Here is a 25,184-nt window from a genome sequence, read left to right as displayed (position 1 = left end):
GCCTGCACGCGACAGCGGGTCTTCTCAGGCCGCGCACAGCCGGGCCGCGGCCCGCACGACCTGCCGGAACTCGACCGGCTTGCGCAGGCGCTCGACGGCGTCGAACCGGGCCGGAATCATCACGTCGTCGTAGCCCGTCACGAACACGAAGGGCACGCCGCGCTCCTGCAGGGCTTCGGCCACCGAGAAGCGGACCCCCGCCCCGAGATTGATGTCCACCACCGCGCAATCCGGCGCCTCGCGGGCGATCAGGCCCAGGGCCTGATCCTCGCTCCCGACCGGCCCCAGCACCGTGCCCCCCGCCCCGCGCAGGGCGCGCTCGGTGTCGGTCGCGATGTAGTAATCGTCCTCGACCACCAGGACCCTGCATCCGCTGAGGTCCGGCTCGCCCGCCATGTCCAGCGATCCCCCCGCGATCGTCGTGCTCAGAACGACGGTGTCCGTTTCCAGGATGCTGTCGCCCTGCCGCAGCGGGAATTCCAGGCGGCAGCGCAGGCCGTCCGGCTCGAAGCTGAGGCGGCCCCGTCCCTTCAGCTCGTAGGGGATACGCTGCTCGATGAGCGTCGTTCCGAAGCCCTGCCGCTGCGGCGGCGCGAGGGGCGCGGGCGCTCCCGTCTCGACCCAGTCGATGAGCAGGCGGGGCCCGTCCTCCGCCTGGGCGACGCGCCACGCGACGGCGAGGCGCCCGGCCGCGTGCGAGAAGGCGCCGTATTTCAGCGCGTTCGTCGCCAGTTCGTGCACCGCGAGCGTCAGCACCTCGGCGGCCTTCGGCGCCAGAAGCAGCCCGGCCCCCGCGAGCGTGAACTGGCCTTCGCGCGCGGCCTGAACCTCCACCTCGGCGCGGATCAGCGAGGCGAGATCGACGCCGGCATTGGCGGCCCGGGTCAGCAGCACCTGCGTCCGGGCGAGCGCCCGCAGGCGTCCTTCGAGCAGGTCGCGGTAATCGCCCACGTCGCCGGCCGTGTCGCCGGTGCGGGCGGCGATGGAGCGGATCATGACCAGGATGTTGCGTACCCGGTGCTGCAATTCGAGGAGCAGCACGGATTGGTGCTCGGCGGCCTGCTTGGCCTCGGTCACGTCCTCGGCGATGCCGGCGACGCGCTGGACGCGGCCTGCCGCGTCGAGGAGCGGGAAATCGGTGTCGCGGACCCAGCGGAAGGCGCCGTCGCTCGGGCGCAGGATGCGGAACTCGTGCGTCACCGCCTCGCCGCGCCGGGCCTGCTCCAGATGCGCGATGGCCGCGTCGCGGTCCTCGGGCACGATGAGCCCGGCCCAGCGCTTCGGATCGCCGAGGATCGCCTCCGGCTCCACGCCGTAGATCGCCCGGATGGCCGGGCTGACATATTCCATCGCCAGCGTCGCCGCCTCCCGGATCCAGAGGGCGTCGGACGAGGAGGCGGCGAATTGCCGGAACCGCTCCTCGCTGTCGCGGAGCGCCGCCTCGGCCCGCGCGCGCTGGATGGCGGCCCAGAGGCGCTCGGCCACCTCGCGCAGAAGCTCGATCTCGTCGGGGCGCCATGGCCTCGTGGCGGGGCCCGCGACGCAGAGCGCGCCCTCCAAGCCGCCATCCCTGATCAGGGGGGCCCCCGCGCAGGCGACGATCTCGAGCGCCGCGAGCGCCGGCCGGTCCTCTGCCGGGACGAGCGGGGAGGTCCGCGCATCGTCCACGGCGTGGCACGCCCCGCCGCGCAGGATGCCGAGGGACCACTTGAAGCGCGCGACGGGATGCTCGCCCGAAAGAGACGGCGCGCCGTCGCGCACCCAATCCCGCCCGACCCGCGCGATGCCGGCCGCCTCGTCCACCGAGACGTACCAGGCCCGGTCGACCCCGAGATGCTCGCCGAGCAGCCGGCACGCGACGCCCTGCGCCGCGACCGGGTCCGTGAGCGGCCGCAGCGCGTCGCTGAGCCTGAGCAGGAAGGCCTGCCGGTCCTCGCTCGCGCGCAAGGCCGCCTCCGCCCGCAGCCGCCCACTGATCTCGAAGCCGATCATGTGGGCGGCGACGACGCAGCCCCCGCCGTCCCGCACGGGGCTGAGATAGGCGTCGAACACCTGCCCCGGTCCGCTCACGGCGAGCGCCTGGGCCGGCACGTGCACGCTCTCGCCCGCGAAGACCCGCTCGTAATGCTGGGCGACGGCCGGGTAGGCTTCGGGCCAGGTCTCGGGCAGGGGCCGCCCGAGGGCGGCGGGGTGGTGCGCGCCGTAGAGGCGGGCGGCGGGATCGTTGTAGATGAGGATGTGGTCGGGCCGGCAGACGAGGCTCGCCACGAGCGGGCTCGCCAGCACCTGCTCGACCATCAGCTTGAGGCGGCTTGACCAGGATGGGATGGGGCCGAGCGGCGTCCTCGCCCAATCGTGCGCGCGGATGCGGGCGGCCATCTCCCCATCGCCGACGGGCCAGTCTTCCGCGTGCTCGGCATCCATGCTGCAGAGAACGCACGTTCCCCGCTGCCTGTCACCCCGCCGCGCGGCCGCCCTCGCCGCGCCCTTCGCGCCGCTGCCGGGCCGGGCGCGACTTTCGGCGGCGTTGCCCGAAATCGTCACCTGACCGACGAACGGCGCCGCCTGCCGCCTGACGCGTTGACGAACCGGATCCGCGCTCTTCGTATCCGGCCGGCATTCCGCACCGGCCCGCCCTCCCGAGACCGCTTCCCGCCGTGAGACGCCTCCGCACCAGCTTCGAAGTGGCCGGGATCGCCGCGCAGCGGTTCGTCGCCCATGACGGCTGGGCCATCGCGAGCCACATCGCGCTCTCGATGCTGACCTCCCTGTTCCCGTTCCTGATCCTGTTGGCGGCGGTCGCCGGCCTGTTCGGCACGAAGTCGCTCGCCGACGAGGCCGGCGTGCTGATCTTCGACGCGTGGCCCCGCGAGGTGGCCAAGCCCATCGTCAACGAGATGCACCGGGTGCTGACCGAGCAGCGCGGCGGCGTTCTCACCCTCGGCGCCGTGCTCGCCCTCTACTTCTCGTCCTCCGGCGTCGAGAGCCTGCGGGTCGGCCTCAACCGGGCCTACGGGTTGCGCGAGATGCGGCCCTGGTGGCTGACCCGCCTCGAATCGATCGGCTACGTGGTCTGCGGTGCCTTCGCGATGCTCGCCTTCGCGCTCCTCGTGGTGCTCGGGCCGCTGATCTGGCGCAACCTCATCAACGTCGCCCCGGGGCTGGAGCCGCTCAGCCTCACCGTCGCGATCGGGCGGATCGGCGTGACGGCCTTCCTGATCATGACGGTGCTCGTCATCGCCCACAAATTCGTGGCGGCCGGCCGGCGCTCGCTCTGGTCGGTTCTGCCGGGGGTCGCGGTGACGCTCGCCCTCTGGTTCCTGGCCGGCCTCGGCTTCGGCTTCTACCTCGACCGCTTCTCCTCGGCCTACGCCTCCACCTACGGGGGCCTCGCCACGGCGATGGTGTTCCTCGTCTTCCTCTACTGGCTCGCGGCCATGTTCCTGTTCGGCGGCGAGATCAACGGCACCGTGATCGCCGCCAAGCGCCGGCGGCTCCAAGCCCGGATGCAGGCCAAGCACGAGCGGGCGGCGATGCTCTGAGCCTTCCGTCCCCCGCTCCGGACGGGCGCCCCGGCCGGCCGCATCGTACGATCGCGTGCGCCGGGGCGGGAACCGAACGTCGGTTCGGCGACTTGGCCCCATGCTCCATGCGATGTTTCCACCTTGCCCGGCCTGCTTCCCACAAGGGAGGCGGGCCGTTTTGTGTCGGGTCGCCGGGATGATCGCGATCTACGCGGAGGGGCGCCGAACGGTGATCGCACGGTGATCGGGATCAGGCCGCGAGCGCCATCTCCGCCGGCTCGCTCTCGGCGGCCATGAACTGGGCTCGCGCCAGCTCCGCAAAGCGCCCGCCCTCCGCCACCAGCGCGTCGAAGCTCCCGCTCTCGACGATCCGCCCCTCGTGGAAGACGAGGATCCGGTCGGCGTTGCGGATCGTGGCGAGGCGGTGCGCGATCACGAAGGTCGTGCGCCCCTCCATCACCGCCTCCAGCGCGGTCTGCAACTTGCGCTCGGTGGCCGCGTCGAGGGCGCTCGTCGCCTCGTCGAGGATGAGGACCGGCGGGTTCTTCAGGAGCGCCCGCGCGATCGAGAGGCGCTGGCGCTCGCCGCCCGAGAGCGAACGGCCGCGCTCGCCGATGACGGTGTCGAGCCCGTCGGGCTGGCGGGCGATGAACTCGCTGGCCTGCGCCCGCTCCAGCGCGTCGAGCATCTCGGAATCCGTCGCGTCCGGCCGGCCGACCTGCAGGTTCTCGCGGATCGAGCGGGCGAACAGCATCGGCTCCTGGAACACGACGCCGATATTGTGGCGCAGGGAGGCGAGGCCGATCTCGCGGATGTCGGTCCCGTCGATGCGGATCGCGCCCGCATCCGGGTCGAAGGTCCGGTGCAGCAGGCCGAGCGTGGTCGACTTGCCCGAGCCCGTCGTGCCGACGAGCGCCACCGTCTCCCCGGCCCGCGCCGTGAAGGACACGCCGTCGAGGGCCGGGCGGCGGCCGTCGTAGGAGAAGCCGACCTCCTCGAAGCTGACCTCGCCGTCGAGCCGCGCGATCGGCCGCGCGTTCGGCCGGTCGCGGACGGCGGGCACCGTGTCGAGGATCTCGAAGAACTCGGCCATCTTCGGCGCCTGCTGGAACAGCCCGTTCACGAAGGAGACGACGTGGTCGAGGCGCGCCACCAGCATCGTGGCGAGGCTCATGAAGGCGACGACCTCGCCGACCGTGGTCGAGCCGGCCTGGTAGAGGGCGATGCCGGTGATGAAGATCGCCGTCATGGTGATGGTCGCCGAGGCCTTCGTCGCGACCGCGGCGAGCGCCCACCAGGACAGGACCGGGATCTGGGCCTTCAGCAGGTTGTGGATGATGCCGTGCATCGCCTCCTTCTCCGCCTTGGCGCGGGTGAAGGACTGGATGACCGCGACGTTCCCGAGCGCGTCCGAGGCGTGCGCCGCGAGGCCCGAATGATAGTGCTCGACCTCGCCCTGGAGCGCCTCCGTGCGGCGCATCACGAAGGTGGTCAGCCCCGTGAAGACGACGACCAGCACGACGAGGATCGAGCCGAGCTGCCAGTTCACGAACAGCGTCAGCGGCAGCAGCACGCCGAGCGAGACCAGGGCCGCGAAATGGTCGCGGAAGAAGCCGAGCCAGAGCCAGGCCATGCCGTTCGTGCCCTCCAGCATCGCCTTGAGGACGCGGCCGGAATGGTTGGCCGAGTGGAAGGCGAGCGGCAGGTCGAGCACGTGCTCGAAGTAGTTCGCCATGGTGGAGAGGCGGCTGCGATGGGCGAGCCGGTCCGAGTGCAGGGCGATGGCGACGCCCGCCGCGATCGTGAAGAAGCCGAAGGCGACCCAGGCGCCGATCAGCGGCACCAACGTGCCGAACGCGTCGGCGTTGCGGCTCAGATGGGTCAGCTGGTCGATGATGCGGCCCATCAGCAGCGGCTCGGCGAAGGCCGCGACCGCGAGGGCCACGTTCGCGACGGCGAGGCCGATCGCGAGGCGCTTGTCCGGGCCGAGAAGGCCCATCACCCGTCCGTAGAGACGAAACATCGACATCCCGAGCTCCGAAAACCTCCCGACGCGGCCGGTGTGACCCCGGTCCTTCGCCGTGCGCGCCCCGGCGCTCCGCAGCCTGGAAGAAGGCTGGAAACCGTCCGAGGTAGAGTGGCTTATGGCAGATCCTGCCTGAACGCCGCATGACGCGGAGCGCCCGAAATCATTCCCAGACGGACGGGCCACGGTAAAGGCCATCGTCGCCACTTTTACGGTTCGTTCAGCCCGTTTCCCTACTCATGGGGACGACGTTGTCCCGAAGGGACGGCGCGGGCTTACCGTCAGGCATCGTCGTCATGGATCTCGCAACCGGTGTCGGCCTGATCGGCGGCTTCGCCGTCGTGTTCGTGCTGATCATGATCGACGGCGGCAACTTCGCCGCCTATTTCGACAAGCACGCCGTCATCGTGATCTTCGGCGGCGCGACCGCCGCCACGATGATGCGGTTCCCCTTCTCGACCATCATGCACGGCCTGCCGATGGGCCTGCGCTTCGCCTTCACGATGCGCTCGGTGAAGCCGCGCGACCTCATCGACGAGATCACCAAGATCGCCGACGTGGTGCGCAAGAGCGGGCCGATGGCGCTCGAGAACATGGAGATCTCGGACCCGTTCCTGGCGCAGGGCGCCCGCTACATCGCCGACGGCTACGACCGCGAGTTCATCCGCGACACGATGGAGCGCGACCGCGACAACTTCCTGATGCATCTCGACGAGGGCTCGAAGATCTATCGCGCCTTCGGCGATTGCGCGCCGGCCTGGGGCATGATCGGCACCATCCTCGGCATGGTGACCATGTTCGCCAACATGTCCGATCCCTCGAAGCTCGGCCCCGCCATGGCGACGGCGCTGCTCGCCACCCTCTACGGGGCGCTGATCGCCAACATGATCACCCTGCCGCTCGCCGACAAATTGCACGTGAAGCTCGAGGAGGAGGACGTCTCCCGCTCGCTCATCATCGACGGCATCCTGCTGATCCGCGACCAGAAGAGTTCGTCCCTCGTGCGCGAGATGCTGATCGCCTACCTGCCGCACAATCACCGCGAGGAACTCGCCGAGGCCGCAGCGTGAGCGCGGCGGGCCGCTAGGAGGGCTGTCCGGTGGCCAAGAAGAAGCGCGGCGGCGCGCATGGCGGCCACGGCTGGTTCGTGACCTTCGCCGACCTGATGGCGCTCCTGATGAGCTTCTTCGTGATGATCGCGGCGTATTCGACGCAGGATCAGAAGAAGATGCAGGCGGTCGCCGGCTCGATGCGCGACGCCTTCGGCGTCAACAAGGAATCGCGCTTCGCCGGCATCATCGAGCAGACGGGCCTGCCGACCGCCGACCGGGTCCGCTACCTGCGCGACGTGCCGCCCGAGCGCGCGAGCGACCGCACGACGCCGCCGCGGATCGACCAGACCGTCGAGAGCGGCCTCTCCGACCGGGGCGAGGTCGAGAATTTCGGGCTCGCCGCGGCCTCGCTGCGGCAGGCGCTGCAGGACATGCCCGAGGTCGCCGAAATCTCGAAGAACATCATCATCGCGCCCACCGCCAAGGGCCTCGACGTGACGATCGTCGATCAGGACGGGCGCTCGATGTTCCCGGAGGGATCGAGCCGGCCGAACGACCGGACCCGCCGTCTTCTGGAGAAGCTCGCTCCCGCGCTCCGGCAATTGCCGAACCGGATCGCCGTGACCGGCTTCACCGCGAGCGACCGGCCGGGCAACCGGCCCCCTGCCCCGCCCTGGGAGCTCTCGGCGAACCGCGCGATCAGCGTGCGCGAGATCCTGGCGGGCGCGGGCGTTCCCGACGACCGCTTCGCTTCGGTCAGCGGCAAGGCCGACACCGAGCCGCTGTTTCCGGACAATCCCTTCCTGCCGGCCAATCGCCGCGTGACGGTCACGCTCCTGAAGGAAGCGCCACCGACGCCGGCCGGCCGCGGCCTGCCGTGACGCGCCGTCCGTGAAGCGTCACTTGGCGACGAGCAGCGCCCAGTAGACCTTGTACTTTGAGTTCGGAGCGTAGGCCGTGGCGATGCCCATGCGCGTCGCGCTGGCGTCAAGCATCACCGCGTTGTGGGGCGGGCTGTCGCGCCACCCGGAGAAAGCTTCGGCGAGGGTGTGGTAACCGGCCGAGAGGTTGGCGTTCGCCTTGTCGTAGCCGAGGCGCTCCACCGCGACCTTCACCGTCTGCGCCTTGCTCGGCCGGTCGGCCGCCGCCATCGCCGCGGCCTCGGTCTCGGCGAGGCGCTGCAGGTCCGGGTCGAGGGTCAGCGGTGCCTCTCCACGCCCTCGTCGATAGGCCGAGATCATGTCGCGGGCCGCGTTCGTGTCGAGTTGCGCGGTGTTGGTCGTGAGCGGCCAGTAGAGGCTCGGCAGGGCAGACGTCGCCTGCGGCTCGCCGGCGCAGCCCGCAAGGCCGCAAGTGGCGAGGATGGCCGCCACGAAACCAAGATCACGCACCAATTCCACGCCCCTCATCCCCGTCCGTCGTCCCTGCCTCAGCCAACCGTGCCCGCGCTTCGCCGGCTCAGGTCCCGCGGCGTCGCGGACCGGACCGGTTCCGGCTCCTCGGGTAAAGGTGCCGCGTCCCGCGCCGTCTCCGGCTCGGGGTCCGGCCGGACGAAGCGGCCCGCGATCTCGCCGAGCGCGTTCTGCATCCCGTCGAGGCCCTGCACCGTCACGACGCTGGAGCCCGGTCCGAGCGGCGGGATGAAGCCGGCCTCCGATAAGGTTCTGAAGACCGCAAAGTTCAAGTCCGTCTGCACCTTCTGGCCGAGGCTGACGTCGGAGATCATGGCGATCAGCTCGAACTCCAGGAACGGGTCGCCGATCTTGCGGAACACGACGCGGGGCTCGGGCTCCTTCAGCACGTCCGCATGCTCCCGGGCGCAGCCGACGATGAGTTCCGCCGCCCGGACCGGGTCTTGGTTGCGCAGCACGCTGACGGTGAGCGTGACGCGGCCCGTCCGGTCGCCGCGGACGCGGTTCTTGACCACGCCGGAGATCAGGTTCGAGTTCGGCACGATGACGGCCGAGCGGTCGAAGGTCTGGATCTCCGTGGAGCGCACCGAGATCCGCTTCACGATGCCCTCGCTGTCGCCGATCAGCACCTGATCGCCGACGCGAATCGGCCGCTCCCAGAGGAGCAGCAGACCCGAGACGAAATTGTTGACGATCGATTGCAGGCCGAAACCGATACCGACCGAGAGCGCGCCGGCGACGATGGTCAGCTTCTCGAGGCTGAGGCCGAGATACGAGAAGGCGAGCGCGAGCGCGAGCAGGAAGCCGAAATACCCGCTGACCGTCGAGATCGAGTTGCGCAGGCCGGCATCGAGGTCGGTGGCTGGCAGGTAGGTGTGCTCCAGCCAGCGCTGCACCGCGCGGGTGATCACGACGCCGAGGATCAGGATGCCGATGCCGAAGGTGATCGAGGAGAGCGAGATGGTGACGTCGCCGACCTTGAAGCCGAAGAAGGCGGTGCGCACCGAACTCAGCACGTCGGTGGAATCGAGCCCCCAGGGCGCGAGCGCGAGGAGCGCGACGAGCAGGATCAGCACAACGCGCGAGGCGCCGGTGGCCAGCACCGCGATCTGGTTGAGGGAGCGCTTGCGCAGCCCCGTATTGGCCTGCAGCGTCGTCGCGAGCCGCGTGTCGTCGCTGAGCGAGCCGCCGATGAAGGTGTCGGCGCTCTGGATCAGGAGGTAGAGGAGCACGAGCAGGCTCGTCGTCCAGACGAGCTGGTCGATGAGGAAGGCGGCGAAGGCGACGTAGCCGCCGAGATCGGCGGCGCCGATGAGGCCGACCGCGGCCCAGCCGATCAGCCGCGCCGGGCCGCCGACGCCGGTCGTGGTGCGGGTCGGCACGTAGGGGCCGAGGCAGGCTTCCTCCTCCTCCTCGCGGTCGGCGAAGCGGTGCAGGCCGATCGCGAGGATCAGGACCATCGCGAGGGCGCCGATGCCGCGGGTGGCGATGGAGATGGGGAGCGCCGCCGAGATCCCGGAATTCAGGGCCTCGATCGACTTCGTGACCGTGATCACGGTGGCGATGCCGACCGCGAGGCGACGGACGCGGGCGGCGGCCGCGTCGCTCACGGGCGCCGGGCGCCAGGACGGCTTGTCCGGCGAGAGCAGGCCGTCGCAGAGCGCCTCGACGAAGGCGATGAAGGCGAGGCCGCCGAGGATCGCGCCCGCGACCGGCAGCAGGCGGGAGGGCAGGAGGTCGGTGGCGTCGAGGGCGTAGTAGACGGCGTAGCTGCCGACCACCGCCGGCACCGTGCCGAGCAGGATCACCCGCCACGCGCCGAGCAGCTTCTGGCGTCGCGTCGGATCGTTCTTCGTCTGGTCGCGCCGCCCGAAGCGCGGCGCGATGTTGCGACGCCCGAAATACAGGGCGACCGACACGCCGAAGGCGATGCCGAGCAGCAGCAGGTTCGCCAGCGTGCCGTTGCGCCCGAACAGGAGGAGAATGTCCGAGAGGGCGCTCTGCAGCGCCCGCATGTCGCGGGGCATGTCCGCGGCAACCCGGCTCCACAGGGTCGGCGTGAACAGGCCCTGGGAGCGCTCGAACAGCCCGCGGGTGAAGGATTCGCGGCGCCGATTCGAGATCCGGTCGACGATCTGGTCGCTCTGGACGAGCAGCGAGCGGGCGAGGCGCTGGGTCTCGTCGATACGCGCGACCGCGGCCTCCCGCTCGACGCGCTCCTGCATCACCTCGGCGCTTTCCTCCACGTCCTTCGGCTTCGGCCCGAGTTGGGTCAGGCGCTCGCGGGCGGCTTCCAGGGGGGTATCGAGCCGGTCGACGATGGTGCGGATCTCGTCGGCCACGGGCGTCAGGCCGTCGCGCAGGCGAGCGAGGTCGATGGCGGTGAGATTCTGGCGTCCCAGCTCCTTCTCGCGCTGGCTCAGGTCGGCCTTGGCCGTATCGAGCTTCGCCCGCACGGCCTTGAGCGCCTCCGACATCTCGGGCTTCGGCGGCGCGGGCTTGGCCTCCGCCGGTTTCGCCTCGGCCGGTTTCGCCTCTCCAGCTTTCGGGTCCGCGGGTTTCGAAGAGTCGGGCTTGGAAGAGTCGGGCTTGGAGGACTCGGGCTTGGAGGGCTCGGGTTTGGCCCCGGGCTGCGGCTTCGCCTGCTCAACGGCCGGCGCGGGGGCCGATGTCTGTGCGGGCGCGGAGACGGGAGCGGCGAGCAGAGCTGCGAGGAGCACGGCGGTGAGCGTCGCGAGGCGCGGGCTGCGGGTCGGCAGGCTTCGGCTCATGAGCGTCCTTTCTCGATGCGCGCCGCGCACCGGGGTCACCGGTCGGGCACAGCCTCGCGGCCCCGGGGCCGAGCGGGCGGGCAGCGCGCGGCGGGCCATGATGGCCGCGTCGCGGGGCGGGTCTGATCGTTGTGGCCGATCCTTAACGGCAAAGGACCGCCCTGCCCACCCGCCTGCTCGCCGGGAAGCGGCGCGGCGACCGCAGGGCTCCCGCGCGGCACCTGTGGGTGCGTCGTCGCGGATCGAGCGCGAACCTTCACAACCGTGTCACGCTGATATTACACTCAGGGCCGATGGACAGGGCCTTTTCGTTTCTTCGCGAGGAGGTGGCGCTGACGGCGTTCCGCGTTCAGCCCCGCCAGAATCTGGGCGTCAGTGCCCATAGCGGCCGCCGCGAGCGGCCGACGCCCGTCCCGTCCCCCGTTCCGAGAGCTTGCCCCGCCGGCCGGGACCACCTCGGGTCTGACGCGCCCGCCGGCCGCCTCCAGGCATCGCGTCGCCATAGCGGCAGGAGGTCTGCCGTCTTTCATCACTTCGGGGCAGCGCGCCGGCCGATTCCCGCGCGTTGTCCCTTGCAGCAGCCGTTCCGAGAGTAGCGCTGATGATGGACCTTCAAACCCTCGTCCTGAACGCGGATTATCGGCCGCTCTCCTACAATCCGCTCTCGCTCTGGTCCTGGAAGGACGCCTTCACCGCCCTGTTCCTCGACCGCGTCACCCTGGTGGCGAGCTACGATGTCGAGGCCCGCTCCCCGAGCCGATCGCTGCGGGTTCCGAGTGTGGTGGCCCTGAAAAATTACGTCACGCTCGCCCGGACACCGGCCTTCACGCGCTACAACATCTACCTGCGGGACGGGTTTTCCTGCCAATATTGCGGGTTGCGCCTGCCCGCGGGCGGCCTGACCTTCGACCACGTCGTGCCGCGCTCGCGCGGCGGCCTCTCCACCTGGGAGAACGTGGTCGCCGCCTGCTCCCCCTGCAACCTGCGCAAGGCGAACCGGACGCCGTCCGAGGCCGAGATGCCGCTCCTCAACGCGCCGCGCCGGCCGACGCGCTACGAGCTGCACCATCGGCAGCCCGAATTCGACCACCGGCAATACCACCACACCTGGCTCGACTACCTGTACTGGGACAGCGAGCTCGACAGCTGAGGCTATTCCGGGAAGCGGGCGGGCGGCTCGTTGTACATGGGCACCGCGTTGTTCCGCGGCAGGTAGGCGCGCACGATCACGGGCGGGCCGGCTACGACGGGTGGGCGGTAGCGCGGATCCCGATAGGCTATCTCGGGCGGAAGCGGGCGCCCCTGCCGGCGTATGACGTGCCTCCCGGATGCGGACCGCTCGATCGGCCGGTAGCCATCGGCCGCGACCGGCTGCCACGACGCGGCGAGGAGCATCGCGCCCAAGCCCAGAGGAGCGCCGATCATCAGCAGCGTGCGAAGTGCGGGCGATCCGCTCGTCATGGCCATCACGTCCCCTTCCCGCGGATCCGGTGCGCTCAGAACTTCACCGCCGCGCCGCCGCGCACGGTGTTGAGATTGGCCTTGTGCCCGTCGAAATCGTTGAAGAGCACCCATTGGTACTCTCCGCGCAGGACGATGTTCTGCGTGAGCGCGTATTCGAGGCCCGCGCCCAGTGTGACACCGCCGACAACCTTGGTTTTATCCTGATTGTAGACGACGGCAGGCCTCAAGGTGGATTGGGTCGCGCCCGGCGGGCTCGTGTTCGGATCGGGATACTGGCTGTTGAAGCTAGCGTATCCCGTGCGGCCAACCGGTATCGCCAGGCTCTTGTCCGTAAGGGCAGCATTCGATCTGACTGCTGCCTGATCGTACTCGTAAGCCTGGATCCCGACGGAGTCGGAGATCTGTGCTCGGCCAATCGCGAGGCCGCCCGTCACGAAGGGAAGGAAGTTCCCGAACGCGTACCCAGCTCTGCCTCGGATCGTGCCGTAATCCTCGATCCGCGTCGTCGACTTCCCGTCCAGGTTCACCCCGTGGAGCCAGCCATCTGTCCCCGTCGAGGAGCGGCCGATCCGATCCGAGACGGCCGCCGTTTGTTCAAACCGCGTGTAGTCGACCTCGAGGCCGAGAACGGTCTCGTCGAACTGGTAGTTGATACCCGCGAAGCCGCCGAAGCTCGTCCCATCGACGCGGCGAGAACCGCCGAGCAGGAGATCGGAGGCACTCAGGGTGCTTTCGAAATAGGTGGAACGGAGGGCATTGCCGACGATCGGCTTGTAGACATCGCGGCCGAAATTCATTGCTGCCGAGGTGTAGCCGGCCTGCGCCCCGAAATAGATGCCGCTCCAATCGATCACCGGTACGGGCGCGTCGTATTCCGGCCCGCGCAATATGCCGTAGTCGAGATCGGCGGCCTGCGCCCCCGAGATTCCGCACAGGCCAAGGGCCAACAGGACCGAGACGGTGACGGTACGCATCGAAGTCATCCCCCGGGGCAGCAACGCGACTCGATCTGCAGCCCCCATGAGGCATTGATACGCCAGTAACCTTAATGCTCCGTTTCACGCGGAGTAATTCCGCTTCCCGTAAAAGATCATGGTGCAGTCCTCTTGGATCGAAGACGGCGACCATGTTGTTTCAAGGCCATCGAAGCGCAGGAATTTCTTTGATCGGCAAATATTGCCGGGTCGATCGCCCTCGCCACGTCTCGCCCAAACGAAAACGGCGCGGATCCGATCCGCGCCGTTCGACTTCGATGTGGGGAGCTGCGCTCAGTACTTGCGGACGAGCGGTCCCGGGGCCGGCTGGTAATCGGCCATGAGCGGCGGCAGGGGAGCCGCGGCATAGCCGCCGAGCAGGTAGCGGACGCCGAGCTTCACGTCGTGCGCCTCAAGGGTCTTCACCTTGTAGCCGCCGATGCCGGAGCAGCAGTAGCTCTCGCCGAGCCCTGTCTTGGCCGAGCCGAGGTTGAGGTAGCGGTAGGCCAGCTCAACCTTGAAGTTCGAGGTCACGTCGTAGGCGAGACCGGCATGCAGCGCCCAGGCGAAGCTGGTCGTGGTCTTGTCCTTGTAGTCGTAGCGGTCCGTACGGGTCGAGTACGCGCCCGGCACGGCGTAGGGGAGGAAGTTGCCGCAGGCGTCGATGCAGTAGGCGATCGTCGGCTCGGTGCGGCGGGCATCGGTCTTGGCGCCCGACAGGGTGTTGAAGGCGACGCCGACGCCGCCGCCGACGAACGGCGTCACGCCATACCACGTGCCGAGGTCGAAATAGCCGTTGGCCAGCACGACCACGGAGTCGAAGCGCGCCTTCGAATCGTCGTCGGTCCGCGAGCGCAGGTTGACCTGCGTGTCCGGCCCGGTCGGGTTGAAGTTGGTGTAGGTGCCCTCGGTCTCGTAGCGGCGCGTTCCCTCGATGCCGTTCGAGAACCGGTATTCGCCGGTCACGTCGCCGCGGAAGAAGTTGTTGAACTGGTAGCCGACGCCGACGCCGGCGAAGGCGCCGCCACCCATCCCGGTGTTGCGATAGCTCTCGTCGTAGATCGTTGCGCCCTTGGTCTCGCCGTAGGCCGTGTACGTCGTGTTCGCGTAGGCGCTCGCGCCGACGTCACCGCGCAGGTACCAGCCGCCGCCGACCTCGACGGGGGGCGCAACCGGAGGCGGGGGCGGAGGGGGCAGCAGATCCGCGGCCTGGGCGAGGCAGGGCGCGCCGACGCTCGCGACGAGCGTGAGGGAGCGCGCCAAGGCTTGAAGCTTGGAGCGGGCCATAAGTTTTCCTTCACTGGAACGTGTGCCGGAATCTTGCTGTGCCGGCTCGGATGACGAAGGGACTTTGGCTGAAAGGTCTTAAACCGCGCTTAACGTTAAATCTTATCCTTGCGGGACCGTTGCCGACCCTGCCGAAGGCGGGAGGGATGGGGCGAATATCGGGTGCGGGCGCGACGAAGCGGCCCTTCGCGCGTTGGCTCGCCGGATGCGCGGCCGCGTTCAAGCCGGCCCCGAGATTTCGAAGCGAGACGCCATGACGCGCCTGTTCATCGCCCGGCTCCGGTCGCCCGAGGGCGAGCGACCCCTGATCACGGTCCGCGCGGCCGCCGAGGGCGAGGCCCGCCTCTTCCTGGAGGCGCACTATCCCGACGACACGGTCGAGGCCGTGGCTGAACCCGAGGATTGGGTCTCCGACTCGGATACCGGCGCCGCTCCGGGCGACATCCGCGAGCTTCAGGATGCCGCGTGGCCGGATTCGGCCGAGCCGCGCCTCTGAGGCGCATCGCCGGTGCTGCCCGAAGACGTGCGCGCGCTGGCGCTGTTGCTGCCCGAGACGATCGAGGGCGCCCATAGGGGCAACCCCGATTTCCGGGTCGGCGGCCGCATCTACGCGACGCTCTGGGTCGAGGAGGAGCGGACCGTCCTGCGGCTGCCGCCCGCGCATCAGGCGATGCTCGTCGAGGCAGAGCCCCACCTGTTCTCGCCGATCGACGGCGCCTGGGGGCGCCGGGGCTGGACGAATCTCGATCTCGCCGAGGCGGAGGAGGACACGTTGCGCGGCGCGCTGCTCGCGGCGTGGCGGCACACCGCGCCGACCGCCCTCGTCGCCGCCTACGAGCCAGCCTGAGGCGCGCTCGTCAGGCCGCGACCCGGGTCACGGCGTCGACCACCTCGTCCACCACTTCGTTGACGAGGCTGCGGTCGTCCCCTTCGGCCATGACGCGGATCACCGGCTCTGTGCCAGAGGGCCGGATCACGAGACGGCCCGCATTGCCGAGGCGCTCGCGGGCGTTCTCGATCGCCGTCACCACCGCCTCCTGGCGCAGGGGCTCGCCCGAGCGATAGCGGACGTTCTTGAGGATCTGCGGCAGCGGATCGAAGCAGTGGCAGACCTCGCTCACCGGGCGCTCCTGCCGCTTGACCACGCTGAGGAGCTGGAGCGCCGCCACGAGGCCGTCGCCGGTCGTGGCATAATCCGACATGATGATGTGGCCGGATTGCTCGCCGCCGAGGTTGTAGCCGTGCTCGCGCATGTGCTCCAGCACGTAGCGGTCGCCGACCGCCGTGCGAGCCAGCGTCAGGCCGATGCCGCCGAGATACCGCTCCAGGCCCAGATTCGACATGATGGTGGCGACGAGGCCGGGCTGGGTGAGCCGGTCGTCCTCCTTCCAGGAGCGGGCGACGACGGCCATCAACTGGTCGCCGTCCACGACCTGGCCCTTCTCGTCGACGATGATCACCCGGTCGGCGTCGCCGTCCAGCGCGATGCCGACATCGGCGCGCAATTCGCGCACCTTGCTGACGAGGGCGCCGGGCGCCGTGGAGCCGACGTCGCGGTTGATGTTGAAGCCGTCGGGCTCGACGCCGATCGAGATGACCTCGGCCCCGAGCTCCCACAGGGTCTCCGGCGCCACGCGGTAGCCCGCGCCGTTGGCGCAATCGACCACCACGCGCAGGCCGTCGAGCGTGACGTGGCGCGGCAGCGTCCGCTTGGCGAACTCGATGTAGCGGGCGTGCACGCTCTCGATGCGCTTGGCCCGCCCGAGCTCTTGCGAGGGCGCGAGCCGCTTGTGCAACTCCCCGTCGATCAGCGCCTCGATGGCGTGCTCGACCTCGTCGCTGAGCTTGAACCCGTCCGGGCCGAACAGCTTGATGCCGTTATCCTCGAAAGGATTGTGCGAGGCTGAGATCATGACGCCGATATCGGCGCGCATGGAGCGCGTCAGCATCGCGACGGCCGGCGTCGGCATCGGGCCGAGCAGCAGAACGTCCATGCCGACGGAGGTGAAGCCCGCCACCAGGGCCGTCTCGATCATGTAGCCGGAGAGACGGGTGTCCTTGCCGATGACGACACGGTGCCGGTGGTCGCCGCGCTGGAACACGAGGCCCGCGGCCTGACCCACCTTGAGGGCGAGTTCCGGCGTGATGACGCCGTTCGCGCGGCCCCGGATGCCGTCCGTCCCGAAATACTTGCGCACCTGCGTCTCCGATCGTCCACAGAGATCTTGGCCGCCACGATACCAGCATTCGCACGGCGCGGGGCGACGAGATTCCGGGGTAGTGAATCGTAACTCTCCGGGAGGAGCCGTTCACCCGCAAACACGGTCGAAGTGGGGCGAAACGAGAGAGGGCGCCCTACAGGGCGCCCTCTCGTCATCGGGTCCGGGGAGGCTCAGGCCTGAGGCTGAGGCTCCAGGCTGCCATCGTTCTCGCGGGGGCGGCCGCGCCCGGCGGTCGGCACCGGCGAGCCACGGGCGGGCGTCGGCGGAACGTCGCCGCCATCGCGCACCGGGGGCCGTCCGTTGATGAGGTTGCGGATCTCCTCGCCCGAGAGCGTCTCGTATTCGAGGAGCCCCTGCGCCAGAGCCTCGAGATCGTCCTTGCGCTCGCCGAGGATGCGGCGCGCCTCCTCGAGACCCTGCTCCACGAGGCGACGCACCTCCGCGTCGATCTTCTGGGCTGTCGATTCGGAGACGGTCTGCTGCCGCCCCATCGACATGCCGAGGAAGACCTCGTCGTTGTTGTCGCCGTAGGCGACGGTGCCCAGCTCGGGGGAGAAGCCCCAGCGCGTGACCATCATCTTGGCCAGCCGCGTCGCCTGCTCGATGTCCGACTGCGCGCCCGAGGTCACCTTCTCGGGCCCGAAGATCATCTCCTCGGCAATGCGGCCACCCATCATGATCGCGAGCCGGGAGGTCATCTGCTCGTAGCTCATCGAAAGCTTGTCGCGCTCCGGCAACTGCATGACCATGCCGAGCGCCCGGCCGCGAGGGATGATCGTCGCCTTGTGGACGGGATCGGTCGCGGGCACGTTCAGCGCCACGATGGCGTGGCCGCCCTCGTGGTAGGCGGTGAGGCGCTTCTCGTCCTCGGTCATCACGAGGGTGCGCCGCTCGGCGCCCATCATGACCTTGTCCTTGGCATCCTCGAACTCGTGCATCGTGACGATGCGCTTGCCGCGCCGCGCCGCGAGGAGCGCCGACTCGTTGACGAGGTTCATCAGGTCCGCGCCCGAGAAGCCGGGCGTGCCGCGGGCGATCGTCTTGAGGTCGACGTCGGGCGCCAGGGGAACCTTGCGCACGTGCACGCGCAGGATCCGCTCGCGGCCCGTGACGTCCGGGTTCGGCACCATGATCTGACGGTCGAACCGGCCGGGACGCAGCAGCGCCGGGTCGAGCACGTCCGGGCGGTTCGTGGCCGCGATGATGATCACGCCCTCGTTCGCCTCGAATCCGTCCATCTCCACGAGGAGCTGGTTCAGGGTCTGCTCGCGCTCGTCGTTGCCGCCGCCCAGGCCGGCGCCACGATGGCGGCCGACCGCGTCGATCTCGTCGATGAAGATGATGCAGGGCGCGTTCTTCTTGGCCTGCTCGAACATGTCGCGCACCCGGGACGCGCCGACGCCGACGAACATCTCGACGAAGTCCGATCCGGAGATCGTGAAGAAGGGCACGTTCGCCTCGCCGGCGACCGCGCGGGCGATCAGCGTCTTGCCCGTGCCGGGCGGGCCGACGAGCAGCACGCCGCGCGGGATGCGGCCGCCGAGCCGCTGGAACTTCTGCGGGTCGCGCAGGAACTCGACGATCTCCTGCAGGTCCTCCTTGGCCTCCTCGACACCGGCCACGTCGTCGAACGAGACGCGCCCGTGTGCCTCGTTCAGCAGCTTGGCCTTCGACTTGCCGAAGCCCATGGCCCGGCCCGCGCCCGACTGCATCTGGCGCGAGAGGAAGATCCAGGCGCCGATGAAAACGAGGATCGGCAGCCAGCTGACGAGGAGCTGGATGAACCAGGGCGTGTTGTCGGAGGGGGGCCGCGCCGTGATCTGCACGCCCTTGCCCTGCAACTTCGAGACGAGGCTCGGATCGTTCGGCGCGTAGGAGGTGAAGTTACCGCCGCCGACATACGTGCCGCTGACATCCTGGCCCGAGATGACCACGGACTGGATCTTGCCGGCATCGGCGTCGTTCAGGAGCTGGCTATACGCGATCTCGCTCCCGCCGCCGCGATGACCCGGGTTCTGGAACAGGGTCACGAGCGCGAGGACGAGGAGAAAGATGACGACCCAAAGGGCAAAATTCCGAAAGTTCGGGTTCATCGATCAATCCTTGGCGAGTGCGGGCCCCCTGCCGCGGACCCCTTGCCCATGACGGGGGGATCATCCTCGCACTCCGGGCCAATGTAGGTGGCGGGACCCCCCTTGCCAAGTAACTCGGAAGGCGGTTCGGGTGCCCCGGTCGTCGCGGCCCCGCGCCGCCGCGGCGGAGCCCGCGTGAGGGTGACCGTGCCGTCCCGTCCCACCGTGACGACGAGACCGCGAAGCGTGCCTCGCGCCGTCCGCGCGGCCCTGAGGGCGGGCAGCACCGTCCCGAAGGTCAGCCGCTCCAGCCGTTCCAGGCGGTGCGGCCCCTCCCCTCCCGCCGCATCGACGGCACGCTCCATCAGCCGGAGCGTCACCGCCTCGGGCCGCCCGAGCAGCGCCGCTCCGTCGAGGCGCAGTTCGAGCGCCCCGCCGGATGCGCGCGCAGCCGCGAAGCCCTCGTCGGCGGCGCGCCGCAGGGCCGCCTCGTCCCGGGCCGCGCGCTCCGCGAAGCGGGCCAGGCGGCTCGCGTCGAGCCCCTCGCGGGCCAGATCGGGCAGGAGGCGGCGCAGGCGGGCGCGGGCATAGCGGTCGTCGGCATTCGAGGGGTCACGGAGGAAGCCGATGCCCCGCGCCTCGCACCACGCGACGAGATCGGCTTTGGGGATCGCGAGGAAGGGACGGACGAGGCGCAAGCCCGGCGCGAGGTCCCGCTCGACCCGCATCCCCGAAAGACCGGCGAGGCCGCTTCCCGCGATCAGCCGCATCAGGACCGTCTCGGCCTGGTCGTCGAGGGTGTGGCCCGTCAGGATGCGGTCGGCCCCGACCTCCCGCGCCAGACCCGCGAGAAGCCGGTAGCGGGCCGCGCGAGCCGCCGCCTGGACGCCCGCGGCCGGCCGCGCCGCATTGTCCCAGGCGAGGATGCGGTGCGGCAGGCCGAGCCTGCCGGCCGCGGCGCCCACCGCGACCGCCTCGTCGCGCGATTCCGGCCTCAGGCCGTGGTCGATGGTGGCGACGTGCAGCCGCCCCGGCGCCAGGGTGGCAGCGGCGTGCAGGAGGGCCGTGGAATCCGGGCCGCCCGAGACCGCGAGGATCGCGACCGTCCCGTGGGCGAGAGCCGGCTCCAGGGCCGCGGCGACTCGGCGATCGCGGTCGGCGCGCATATCGTGCGGGCTCGCCGCGCGATCGCTCGGCGCGCATCGACCATCTGTCTCGCGAGGTGAGGCCGGGGGATCGGACGGGGCGTCGGGCACGACGAAACTCTACGCCGCCTCGCTCGCGCTTCCGAATCGCGTCGCTGGTGACGGGGCATGGCGCGGCAGGCGCCGGCCAAAGGTGCGCGACATGCTCAGGCGGCGCAGCGGGCGCGCTTCTGCTCGCGGGTCACGCCCTGGCGGACATTGGCGGAGGCGCTCGGGAACTTCCGCTCCAGCTCGGCGAGCGTCGCGCAAGCCTGCTCGCGTGCGCCGAGGGCGTGAAGGGAGGCGCCGAGCTTGAGCATCGCCTCGGGGGCCTGGGGCGAGCGCGCGTAGTCGGTCGAGACCTTCAGGAACTGCTCGGCCGCCTCGCGGTTGCGGTTGCGCTGGAGGTAGCTCTCTCCGAGCCAGAAGGTCGCCGCGGGCACCAGACCGTCGCGCGGGTGCGATTGGATGAACTGGCGCAGGCTCATTTCGGCCTGCTCATACTGGCGCTGGAGGATGTAGGCGTAGGCCACCTCGTAATCGCCCTTGGCGTCGCCGCTGCCGGTCGCCGCGACGCTGGCCTTCGGCCGCGCGGCCGGCGGGAGGGCGCCGGTGGTGCCGATGCGCGAAGGCGGTGTCAGGTCGACCGGCGCGTCGTAATCCGGTGCCGTCCCCTCGCTCTCCGCCTCCTCGCCCGCGTCGATGGCGGCCGCGGGCAGGCGCGCCGGCGCAACGGGTGCGGCCTGCACCGCCATGGGCGCGGAGGGCGCGGCGGGCGTCGTGGTGCCGAGCTGCTGCGGCGCGCCCGGCCTTCCGGGATTCTGGTCCGGGTCGAAGGCGTCGCCGCGCTTCTGGGGCTTCCCCGCACCGGGATTGGCGCCGTTCACGGGCGCGGCCCCGGCGGGCTTGCCGGCGCCGCCCTTGCCCTCCTGCAGGCGGAACTCGACGTCCTCCTGGAACTTGCGCAGCTGCTCCTTGAGCTGGCGGTTCTCGTACTGGAGGGTCTCGATCTGCCCCGCCATCATCCGCGACTGGTTCTCCAGCCGGTTGAGGCGCACCACGAACTCCGAAGCGTCCTGCGCCGCCGCCGGGAGGGCGAGAGGCAGGCTGAGGCTGAGCGCGAGCAGGAGGCGGCGAAACATGGCGTGGGCCGATCGTTGCAGCGATGGTGCGCCGCGAGATCCGCGGCGCGCCCGCACTATCAGATGCGCCGCGCGGCGGCAAAAATGCGGCGACCGCGGCTACGAGCCGGCACCGCGGTCGAGCACGGTGACAGCGCGGCGGTTCTGCGACCAGCAGGAGATGTCGTTGCAGACCGCGACCGGCCGCTCCTTGCCGTAGGAGACGGTGCGGATGCGCCCGCTCGCGATGCCGCGGGAGGCGAGATAGTCGTTCACGGCCTGGGCGCGGCGGGCGCCGAGCGAGAAATTGTACTCGCGGGTGCCGCGCTCGTCCGCGTGGCCCTCGATCAGGAACGTGTAGCGCGGATAGCGCTGCAGCCAGGCGGCCTGCTTGTCGAGCGTGGCGGTGGCGGTGGGCGTCAGGTCGGTCGAGTCCGATTCGAAGAAGACGCGGTCGCCCACGTTCACCACGAAGTCCTGGGCGCTGCCCGGCGTCGCGGCGCCGGCCCCGAAGGCGGATGCGTCGGCGAGGTCCTTGTCGTTGCTGCAGGCTGCGACGCTGAGCGCGGCGGCGAGCACCGCGGCGAGCGGGAGCACGCGGTTGCGCGCGGTCTTGAGCATGATGGTCGTTCTCCTCGGGCGGCGCCGAAGGCCGGCTGCGGTCTTCGAGGCGGTCTCCGCACTCCTGATGGCTCTGTTCTAAGGCCGAGCGGGTTAAGCGAATGTTCCGTCAACCTTGACGGTGCGTATCGAACATCCCCCGGATGCGGCGGATGTGTTTCCGCGCACCTTCGGCGTCGTCCGGGCGGCAAGGTCTCACCCGCGGAATGGGGCGCGGCTGCGGCGCCGGGGAGAAAGGACGCCGTTCGCGGCGCGGCTGTGGTGCAGCGGCAACAGGGCGGATTCAGGCCCGCGCGGCCTCGAGCAGCGCGCGGATCTCCGGCGTCGCGAGCCAAGCGTCGACCCGGGCGCAATGCAGCGCGTCCCCGGGCTGCGCGTCGTAGATCGCGAAGCTGGCGCGCAGGAAGCTCTCCAAATCGAACAGAGCCGGGAAGGCCCCTCCCACGGGCTTGTTCTTGAACAGGTACGAGCCCGTGAAGCCGAACGTCTCGGCGACCTCCGGGTAGACCGGCCAGACTACGTCGCGGATCAGCTCGTCGCCGAGATAATCGGCGACCGCGACCGGTTCCGGCGCGAGACCGCTCTCCGCCAAGAGGCGGCGGGCGATGTCCTCGACGACCATCGCCTTCGGATGGTTGATGATGTGCATGAAGGAGCCGGCCCGCGCCCAGCGCAGAATCTCCCGGTTGAGGGGAAATCCGATCTCGGCCGCGCTCGTCAGGAGTTCGCGCGAAGCCGCGTCCCAGACGTCAAGGTACCCGAGCGGCGCGAAGACCTCCTCCCGGAACAGCGTGATCGCCTGCGGCAGGGTGAGGCCGAGCCGGTGCGCCGCGAGAGCCAGAGCCGAGTGGTAGAGCCCCATCGGCGAGGGCGCGAAGTGCGGACGGCCGCGCTCCGGGCGACCGAGAACGTAGAGCGTGTCGGGGTGGAAGGCCGTGAACACGATCGTCGGGAACAGGACGATCCCGGGGCGGGCCGCGCGCAGCGCGTGGATATCGCCGCCCGGGATCAGGTCCGCCGTGAATTGCTGCGCGAAGACGTGATCATAGGCTCCGAGGGCCCGCGCGAGCGTGTCGATGTGTCCGTGATCCCGCTTCAGGCGCCCGAACGGCACGAGGTCGACCGCGCTCGCCGGCGCGAGGAGGCGCATCGCCTGCGCGATGGCTCGAGCTTGACAATTGCCGAGGACGGCGATCTTGGGCCCCTGACGGCCAGCCGTCGCCGTCTGGCGGGTTTGCCACGGCTTCGCCCAGGATGGTGCCGATAATCCGACGGCTCTGAACGCACGCCGGTGCAGGGTCGAGAGGGCCACGTGATGCGTCGGGTCTGAGCTCGTGGGATCGCGGACGTCCGGGCGCCGTCGCCGGCCGGAATGCAGCCGCCCGAGGCGGAGTTGAAGAGGCCGAGATATGGCGTTGAACCCCTACAGCGATCTACCGGCCGAGCGTTTCTGGCGCAAGGCGGTGGCCAGCGTGGCCCCGTTCGCGGTCGATCCGCGGCCCCGCACCGACTTCGCGATCTCCCGGGACGACCGGGTCGCCACCGGGGGCTCCTGCTTCGCCCAGCGCGTCGCGCAGGCCCTGCGCGCGGCGGGCTTCAACTACTACGTGACCGAGGCCGCGCCGGACGGGGTCGGGCCGGCCGAGGCCGAGGCGCGCCAGTTCGGCCTGTTCACGGCGCGCTACGGCAACCTCTACCTGTCGCGCCAGTTTCCGCAGCTGTTCGACCGCGCCTTCGGCCTGTTCGAGCCGGAGCTGAAGGCTTGGCAGCGGGAGGACGGGCGCTTCGTCGACCCGTTCCGCCCCACCGTCGAGCCGGCCGGCTTCGAAAGCCCCGAGGCGGTCATCGCCGCGCGCGAGGGACATTTCGCGTCGGTGCGCCGGATGTTCGAGACCCTCGACGTCTTCGTGATCACCCTCGGCCTCACGGAGGGCTTCCGCTGCCGGAGCGACGGGGCCGCGCTGCCGCTCGCGCCCGGGGTCGCGGGCGGGACCTTTGATCGCGATCACTACGAGTTCGTGAACGTCACCGCGGGCGAGGTCGCGGCCGACCTGCGCGGCCTCCTCGACCGGCTGTGGAGCGTGAACCCCTCTGCGCGGGTCATCGTGACGGTCTCGCCGGTGCCGATCATCGCGACCTACCTGCCCCAGCACGTGATGATCGCGAACAACTATTCGAAGTCCGTTTTAAGAGCAGGCGCGGGCGAGGCCTGCGCCATCGCCGACCCGCGCCTCGTCTATTTCCCGTCCTACGACCTTGTTGCGAGCAACGTGAATGCCGGGCGCTACTACGACGACGACCAGCGCAGCATCAACGATGCCGGCGTGCGCCACGTCATGCGCTGCTTCCTGTCGACCTTCGCCCCCGACCATGCCCGCCCGGCCGTCGCACGTTCCGCCGCGGACTCGGCCGCGGAGTTCGAGGGCACGGCGGGCGTGATCTGCGACGAGGAGCAGATCGAGCGGAGCGTCGCCTAGGCGGCGCCCTATTTCAGGTGTTTCGCGTAGGTGTCGCCGGCCTGCGCCTTCAGGTCGGCGCCCGCCTCGCGGCCGATCGCCTCCGCATCGGCGATCGGCCCGGAGCGCGAGACGCCCCAATGGGCGCTTCCGTCGGCCAGGAAGAGCAGCCCGTCGAGGCGCAGGGTCTCGCCGTCGATCCGCGCGAGCGCCGCGATCGGGGTCCGGCAGGAGCCGTCGAGCTCGGCGAGCAGCGCCCGCTCGGCGGCGATCTCGGTCGTCGTGCGGGCGCAGGCGATCGGAGCCAGCAGGGCACGGATCTCCGCATCGCCCTCGCGGCACTCGATGCCGAGCGCACCTTGCGCCACCGCCGGCAGCATCTCGTCCACGGAGAGGACGCTGCGCGCCATCGACTCCAAGCCGAGCCGCTGAAGGCCCGCCAGCGCCAGCAGGGTCGCGTCGCACTCGCCCGATTCGAGCTTGCGCATCCGGGTGTTGGCGTTGCCCCGCAGGGGCACGATCCTGAGATCGGGCCGGTGCATCAGCACCTGCGCGCCCCGCCGCAGCGAGGAGGTGCCGACGCGCGCGCCGGCCGGCAGATCGGCGAGGCCCGCCGCGTGCGGCGACAGGAAGGCGTCGCGCGGATCGTCCCGCTCCAGGATGCAGGCGATGACGAGCCCCTCGGGCAGCCAGGTCTCGACGTCCTTCATCGAGTGCACGGCGACGTCGATCTGGTCCGCGTAGAGAGCCTGTTCCAACTCCTTGGTGAACAGGCCCTTTCCGCCGATCTCGGAGAGCGGCCGGTCGAGCACCTTGTCGGCGACCGTCGTGATCACGACGATCTCGGTCTCGAGTCCCGGATTGGCCGCCACGATGCGGTCGCGGACCATGCCCGTCTGGGCAAGCGCCATCGGCGAGCCGCGGGTGCCGATGCGGAGGGGACGTTGGATCATGGGGTGGCGGGCGCTTGTGTCGTCGGGGTCGTTGCGACAGGCGTA

21 protein-coding genes are annotated in these 25,184 nt (G+C 70.1%); 7 read left to right on the top strand and 14 right to left on the bottom strand.

Translation table 11 applies throughout. The annotated features are described in order from the left end of the window. Window positions 1-24: 24 nt before the first annotated feature. On the bottom strand, window positions 25-2,424 hold the full coding sequence (locus tag J2X36_RS04695; protein ID WP_310346792.1) for a PAS domain-containing protein: 2,400 nt from the start codon (window positions 2,422-2,424) through the stop codon (window positions 25-27). 233 nt (window positions 2,425-2,657) lie between these two features. On the opposite strand from J2X36_RS04695, the gene J2X36_RS04690 reads away from it, so the two are divergent. Beyond that, window positions 2,658-3,542: a YihY/virulence factor BrkB family protein gene (locus tag J2X36_RS04690; RefSeq protein ID WP_310346789.1), complete on the top strand. Its 885-nt coding sequence runs from the start codon at window positions 2,658-2,660 to the stop codon at window positions 3,540-3,542. Between the two features lie 232 nt (window positions 3,543-3,774). On the opposite strand, the gene J2X36_RS04685 is transcribed toward J2X36_RS04690, so the two are convergent. After that, window positions 3,775-5,553 carry a glucan ABC transporter ATP-binding protein/ permease gene (locus J2X36_RS04685; protein ID WP_310346787.1) on the bottom strand — a complete coding sequence of 593 codons (1,779 nt, stop codon included), beginning with the start codon at window positions 5,551-5,553 and terminating at the stop codon, window positions 3,775-3,777. Window positions 5,554-5,846: 293 nt separating this feature from the next. Here J2X36_RS04685 and J2X36_RS04680 point away from each other — a divergent pair, with 293 nt between their 5' ends. Together J2X36_RS04680 and J2X36_RS04675 are read left to right on the top strand one after the other, a co-directional pair. Further along, a complete protein-coding gene (locus J2X36_RS04680; protein WP_132253488.1) occupies window positions 5,847-6,620 on the top strand; it encodes a motility protein A in 774 nt (257 codons plus the stop codon). Window positions 6,621-6,649: 29 nt separating this feature from the next. Next, window positions 6,650-7,483: a flagellar motor protein MotB gene (locus J2X36_RS04675; RefSeq protein WP_132253490.1), complete on the top strand. Its 834-nt coding sequence runs from the start codon at window positions 6,650-6,652 to the stop codon at window positions 7,481-7,483. Window positions 7,484-7,501: 18 nt separating this feature from the next. Here J2X36_RS04675 and J2X36_RS04670 read toward each other — a convergent pair whose 3' ends face one another. Both J2X36_RS04670 and J2X36_RS04665 read right to left on the bottom strand, forming a co-directional pair. Further along, window positions 7,502-8,011, bottom strand: a complete 510-nt coding sequence (locus J2X36_RS04670; protein ID WP_405029723.1) for a CAP domain-containing protein — start codon at window positions 8,009-8,011, stop codon at window positions 7,502-7,504. A gap of 20 nt (window positions 8,012-8,031) precedes the next feature. Continuing rightward, window positions 8,032-10,785 carry a DUF3772 domain-containing protein gene (locus tag J2X36_RS04665; RefSeq protein ID WP_310346783.1) on the bottom strand — a complete coding sequence of 918 codons (2,754 nt, stop codon included), beginning with the start codon at window positions 10,783-10,785 and terminating at the stop codon, window positions 8,032-8,034. A gap of 601 nt (window positions 10,786-11,386) precedes the next feature. On the opposite strand from J2X36_RS04665, the gene J2X36_RS04660 reads away from it, so the two are divergent. Continuing rightward, window positions 11,387-11,935, top strand: a complete 549-nt coding sequence (locus J2X36_RS04660; RefSeq protein WP_132253497.1) for an HNH endonuclease — start codon at window positions 11,387-11,389, stop codon at window positions 11,933-11,935. A gap of 2 nt (window positions 11,936-11,937) precedes the next feature. Here the strand turns inward: J2X36_RS04660 and J2X36_RS04655 are convergent, their stop codons facing one another. From J2X36_RS04655 to J2X36_RS04645, 3 genes are all read right to left on the bottom strand, one after another. After that, on the bottom strand, window positions 11,938-12,252 hold the full coding sequence (locus tag J2X36_RS04655; protein WP_310346781.1) for a hypothetical protein: 315 nt from the start codon (window positions 12,250-12,252) through the stop codon (window positions 11,938-11,940). Window positions 12,253-12,281: 29 nt separating this feature from the next. Next, window positions 12,282-13,223: an outer membrane beta-barrel protein gene (locus J2X36_RS04650; protein ID WP_310346778.1), complete on the bottom strand. Its 942-nt coding sequence runs from the start codon at window positions 13,221-13,223 to the stop codon at window positions 12,282-12,284. A 294-nt stretch (window positions 13,224-13,517) separates the two neighbouring features. Beyond that, window positions 13,518-14,510: an outer membrane protein gene (locus J2X36_RS04645; RefSeq protein ID WP_132253504.1), complete on the bottom strand. Its 993-nt coding sequence runs from the start codon at window positions 14,508-14,510 to the stop codon at window positions 13,518-13,520. 253 nt (window positions 14,511-14,763) lie between these two features. On the opposite strand from J2X36_RS04645, the gene J2X36_RS04640 reads away from it, so the two are divergent. Continuing rightward, the gene (locus J2X36_RS04640; RefSeq protein WP_310346775.1) at window positions 14,764-15,006 is read left to right on the top strand and encodes a hypothetical protein; all 243 of its coding nucleotides are present in this window, start codon (window positions 14,764-14,766) and stop codon (window positions 15,004-15,006) included. 12 nt (window positions 15,007-15,018) lie between these two features. Then, window positions 15,019-15,357 carry an MmcQ/YjbR family DNA-binding protein gene (locus J2X36_RS04635; RefSeq protein ID WP_310346772.1) on the top strand — a complete coding sequence of 113 codons (339 nt, stop codon included), beginning with the start codon at window positions 15,019-15,021 and terminating at the stop codon, window positions 15,355-15,357. A gap of 10 nt (window positions 15,358-15,367) precedes the next feature. Here the strand turns inward: J2X36_RS04635 and glmM are convergent, their stop codons facing one another. The 6 genes from glmM to J2X36_RS04605 form a co-directional block, all read right to left on the bottom strand. Then, complete coding sequence (gene glmM, locus J2X36_RS04630) at window positions 15,368-16,708, bottom strand: phosphoglucosamine mutase (RefSeq protein ID WP_132253509.1); 1,341 nt, start codon at window positions 16,706-16,708, stop codon at window positions 15,368-15,370. A gap of 194 nt (window positions 16,709-16,902) precedes the next feature. Then, window positions 16,903-18,825, bottom strand: a complete 1,923-nt coding sequence (gene ftsH, locus J2X36_RS04625) for an ATP-dependent zinc metalloprotease FtsH (RefSeq protein ID WP_310346769.1) — start codon at window positions 18,823-18,825, stop codon at window positions 16,903-16,905. Next, the gene (tilS, locus tag J2X36_RS04620) at window positions 18,822-19,970 is read right to left on the bottom strand and encodes a tRNA lysidine(34) synthetase TilS (RefSeq protein ID WP_310346767.1); all 1,149 of its coding nucleotides are present in this window, start codon (window positions 19,968-19,970) and stop codon (window positions 18,822-18,824) included. Before tilS ends, ftsH begins: the two co-directional genes overlap by 4 nt. A gap of 185 nt (window positions 19,971-20,155) precedes the next feature. Continuing rightward, window positions 20,156-21,130: a tol-pal system protein YbgF gene (ybgF, locus tag J2X36_RS04615; RefSeq protein WP_310346765.1), complete on the bottom strand. Its 975-nt coding sequence runs from the start codon at window positions 21,128-21,130 to the stop codon at window positions 20,156-20,158. Between the two features lie 99 nt (window positions 21,131-21,229). Beyond that, complete coding sequence (gene pal / locus J2X36_RS04610; protein WP_310346762.1) at window positions 21,230-21,730, bottom strand: peptidoglycan-associated lipoprotein Pal; 501 nt, start codon at window positions 21,728-21,730, stop codon at window positions 21,230-21,232. A 283-nt stretch (window positions 21,731-22,013) separates the two neighbouring features. Beyond that, window positions 22,014-23,042 (bottom strand): WcbI family polysaccharide biosynthesis putative acetyltransferase, encoded by a 1,029-nt coding sequence (locus J2X36_RS04605; protein ID WP_310346760.1) that lies wholly within the window; start codon window positions 23,040-23,042, stop codon window positions 22,014-22,016. Window positions 23,043-23,139: 97 nt separating this feature from the next. On the opposite strand from J2X36_RS04605, the gene J2X36_RS04600 reads away from it, so the two are divergent. Further along, window positions 23,140-24,207, top strand: coding sequence for a GSCFA domain-containing protein (locus J2X36_RS04600; RefSeq protein WP_310346757.1), 1,068 nt, complete (start codon window positions 23,140-23,142; stop codon window positions 24,205-24,207). A gap of 8 nt (window positions 24,208-24,215) precedes the next feature. Here J2X36_RS04600 and hemC read toward each other — a convergent pair whose 3' ends face one another. Continuing rightward, window positions 24,216-25,139 carry a hydroxymethylbilane synthase gene (gene hemC / locus J2X36_RS04595; protein ID WP_310346752.1) on the bottom strand — a complete coding sequence of 308 codons (924 nt, stop codon included), beginning with the start codon at window positions 25,137-25,139 and terminating at the stop codon, window positions 24,216-24,218. Between the last annotated feature and the right edge of the window lie 45 nt (window positions 25,140-25,184).

The organism is Methylobacterium sp. BE186 (genome assembly GCF_031457035.1).
GTDB classification, from domain to species: domain Bacteria; phylum Pseudomonadota; class Alphaproteobacteria; order Rhizobiales; family Beijerinckiaceae; genus Methylobacterium; species Methylobacterium segetis.
This window is presented reverse-complemented; position numbering and strand designations above follow the sequence as displayed.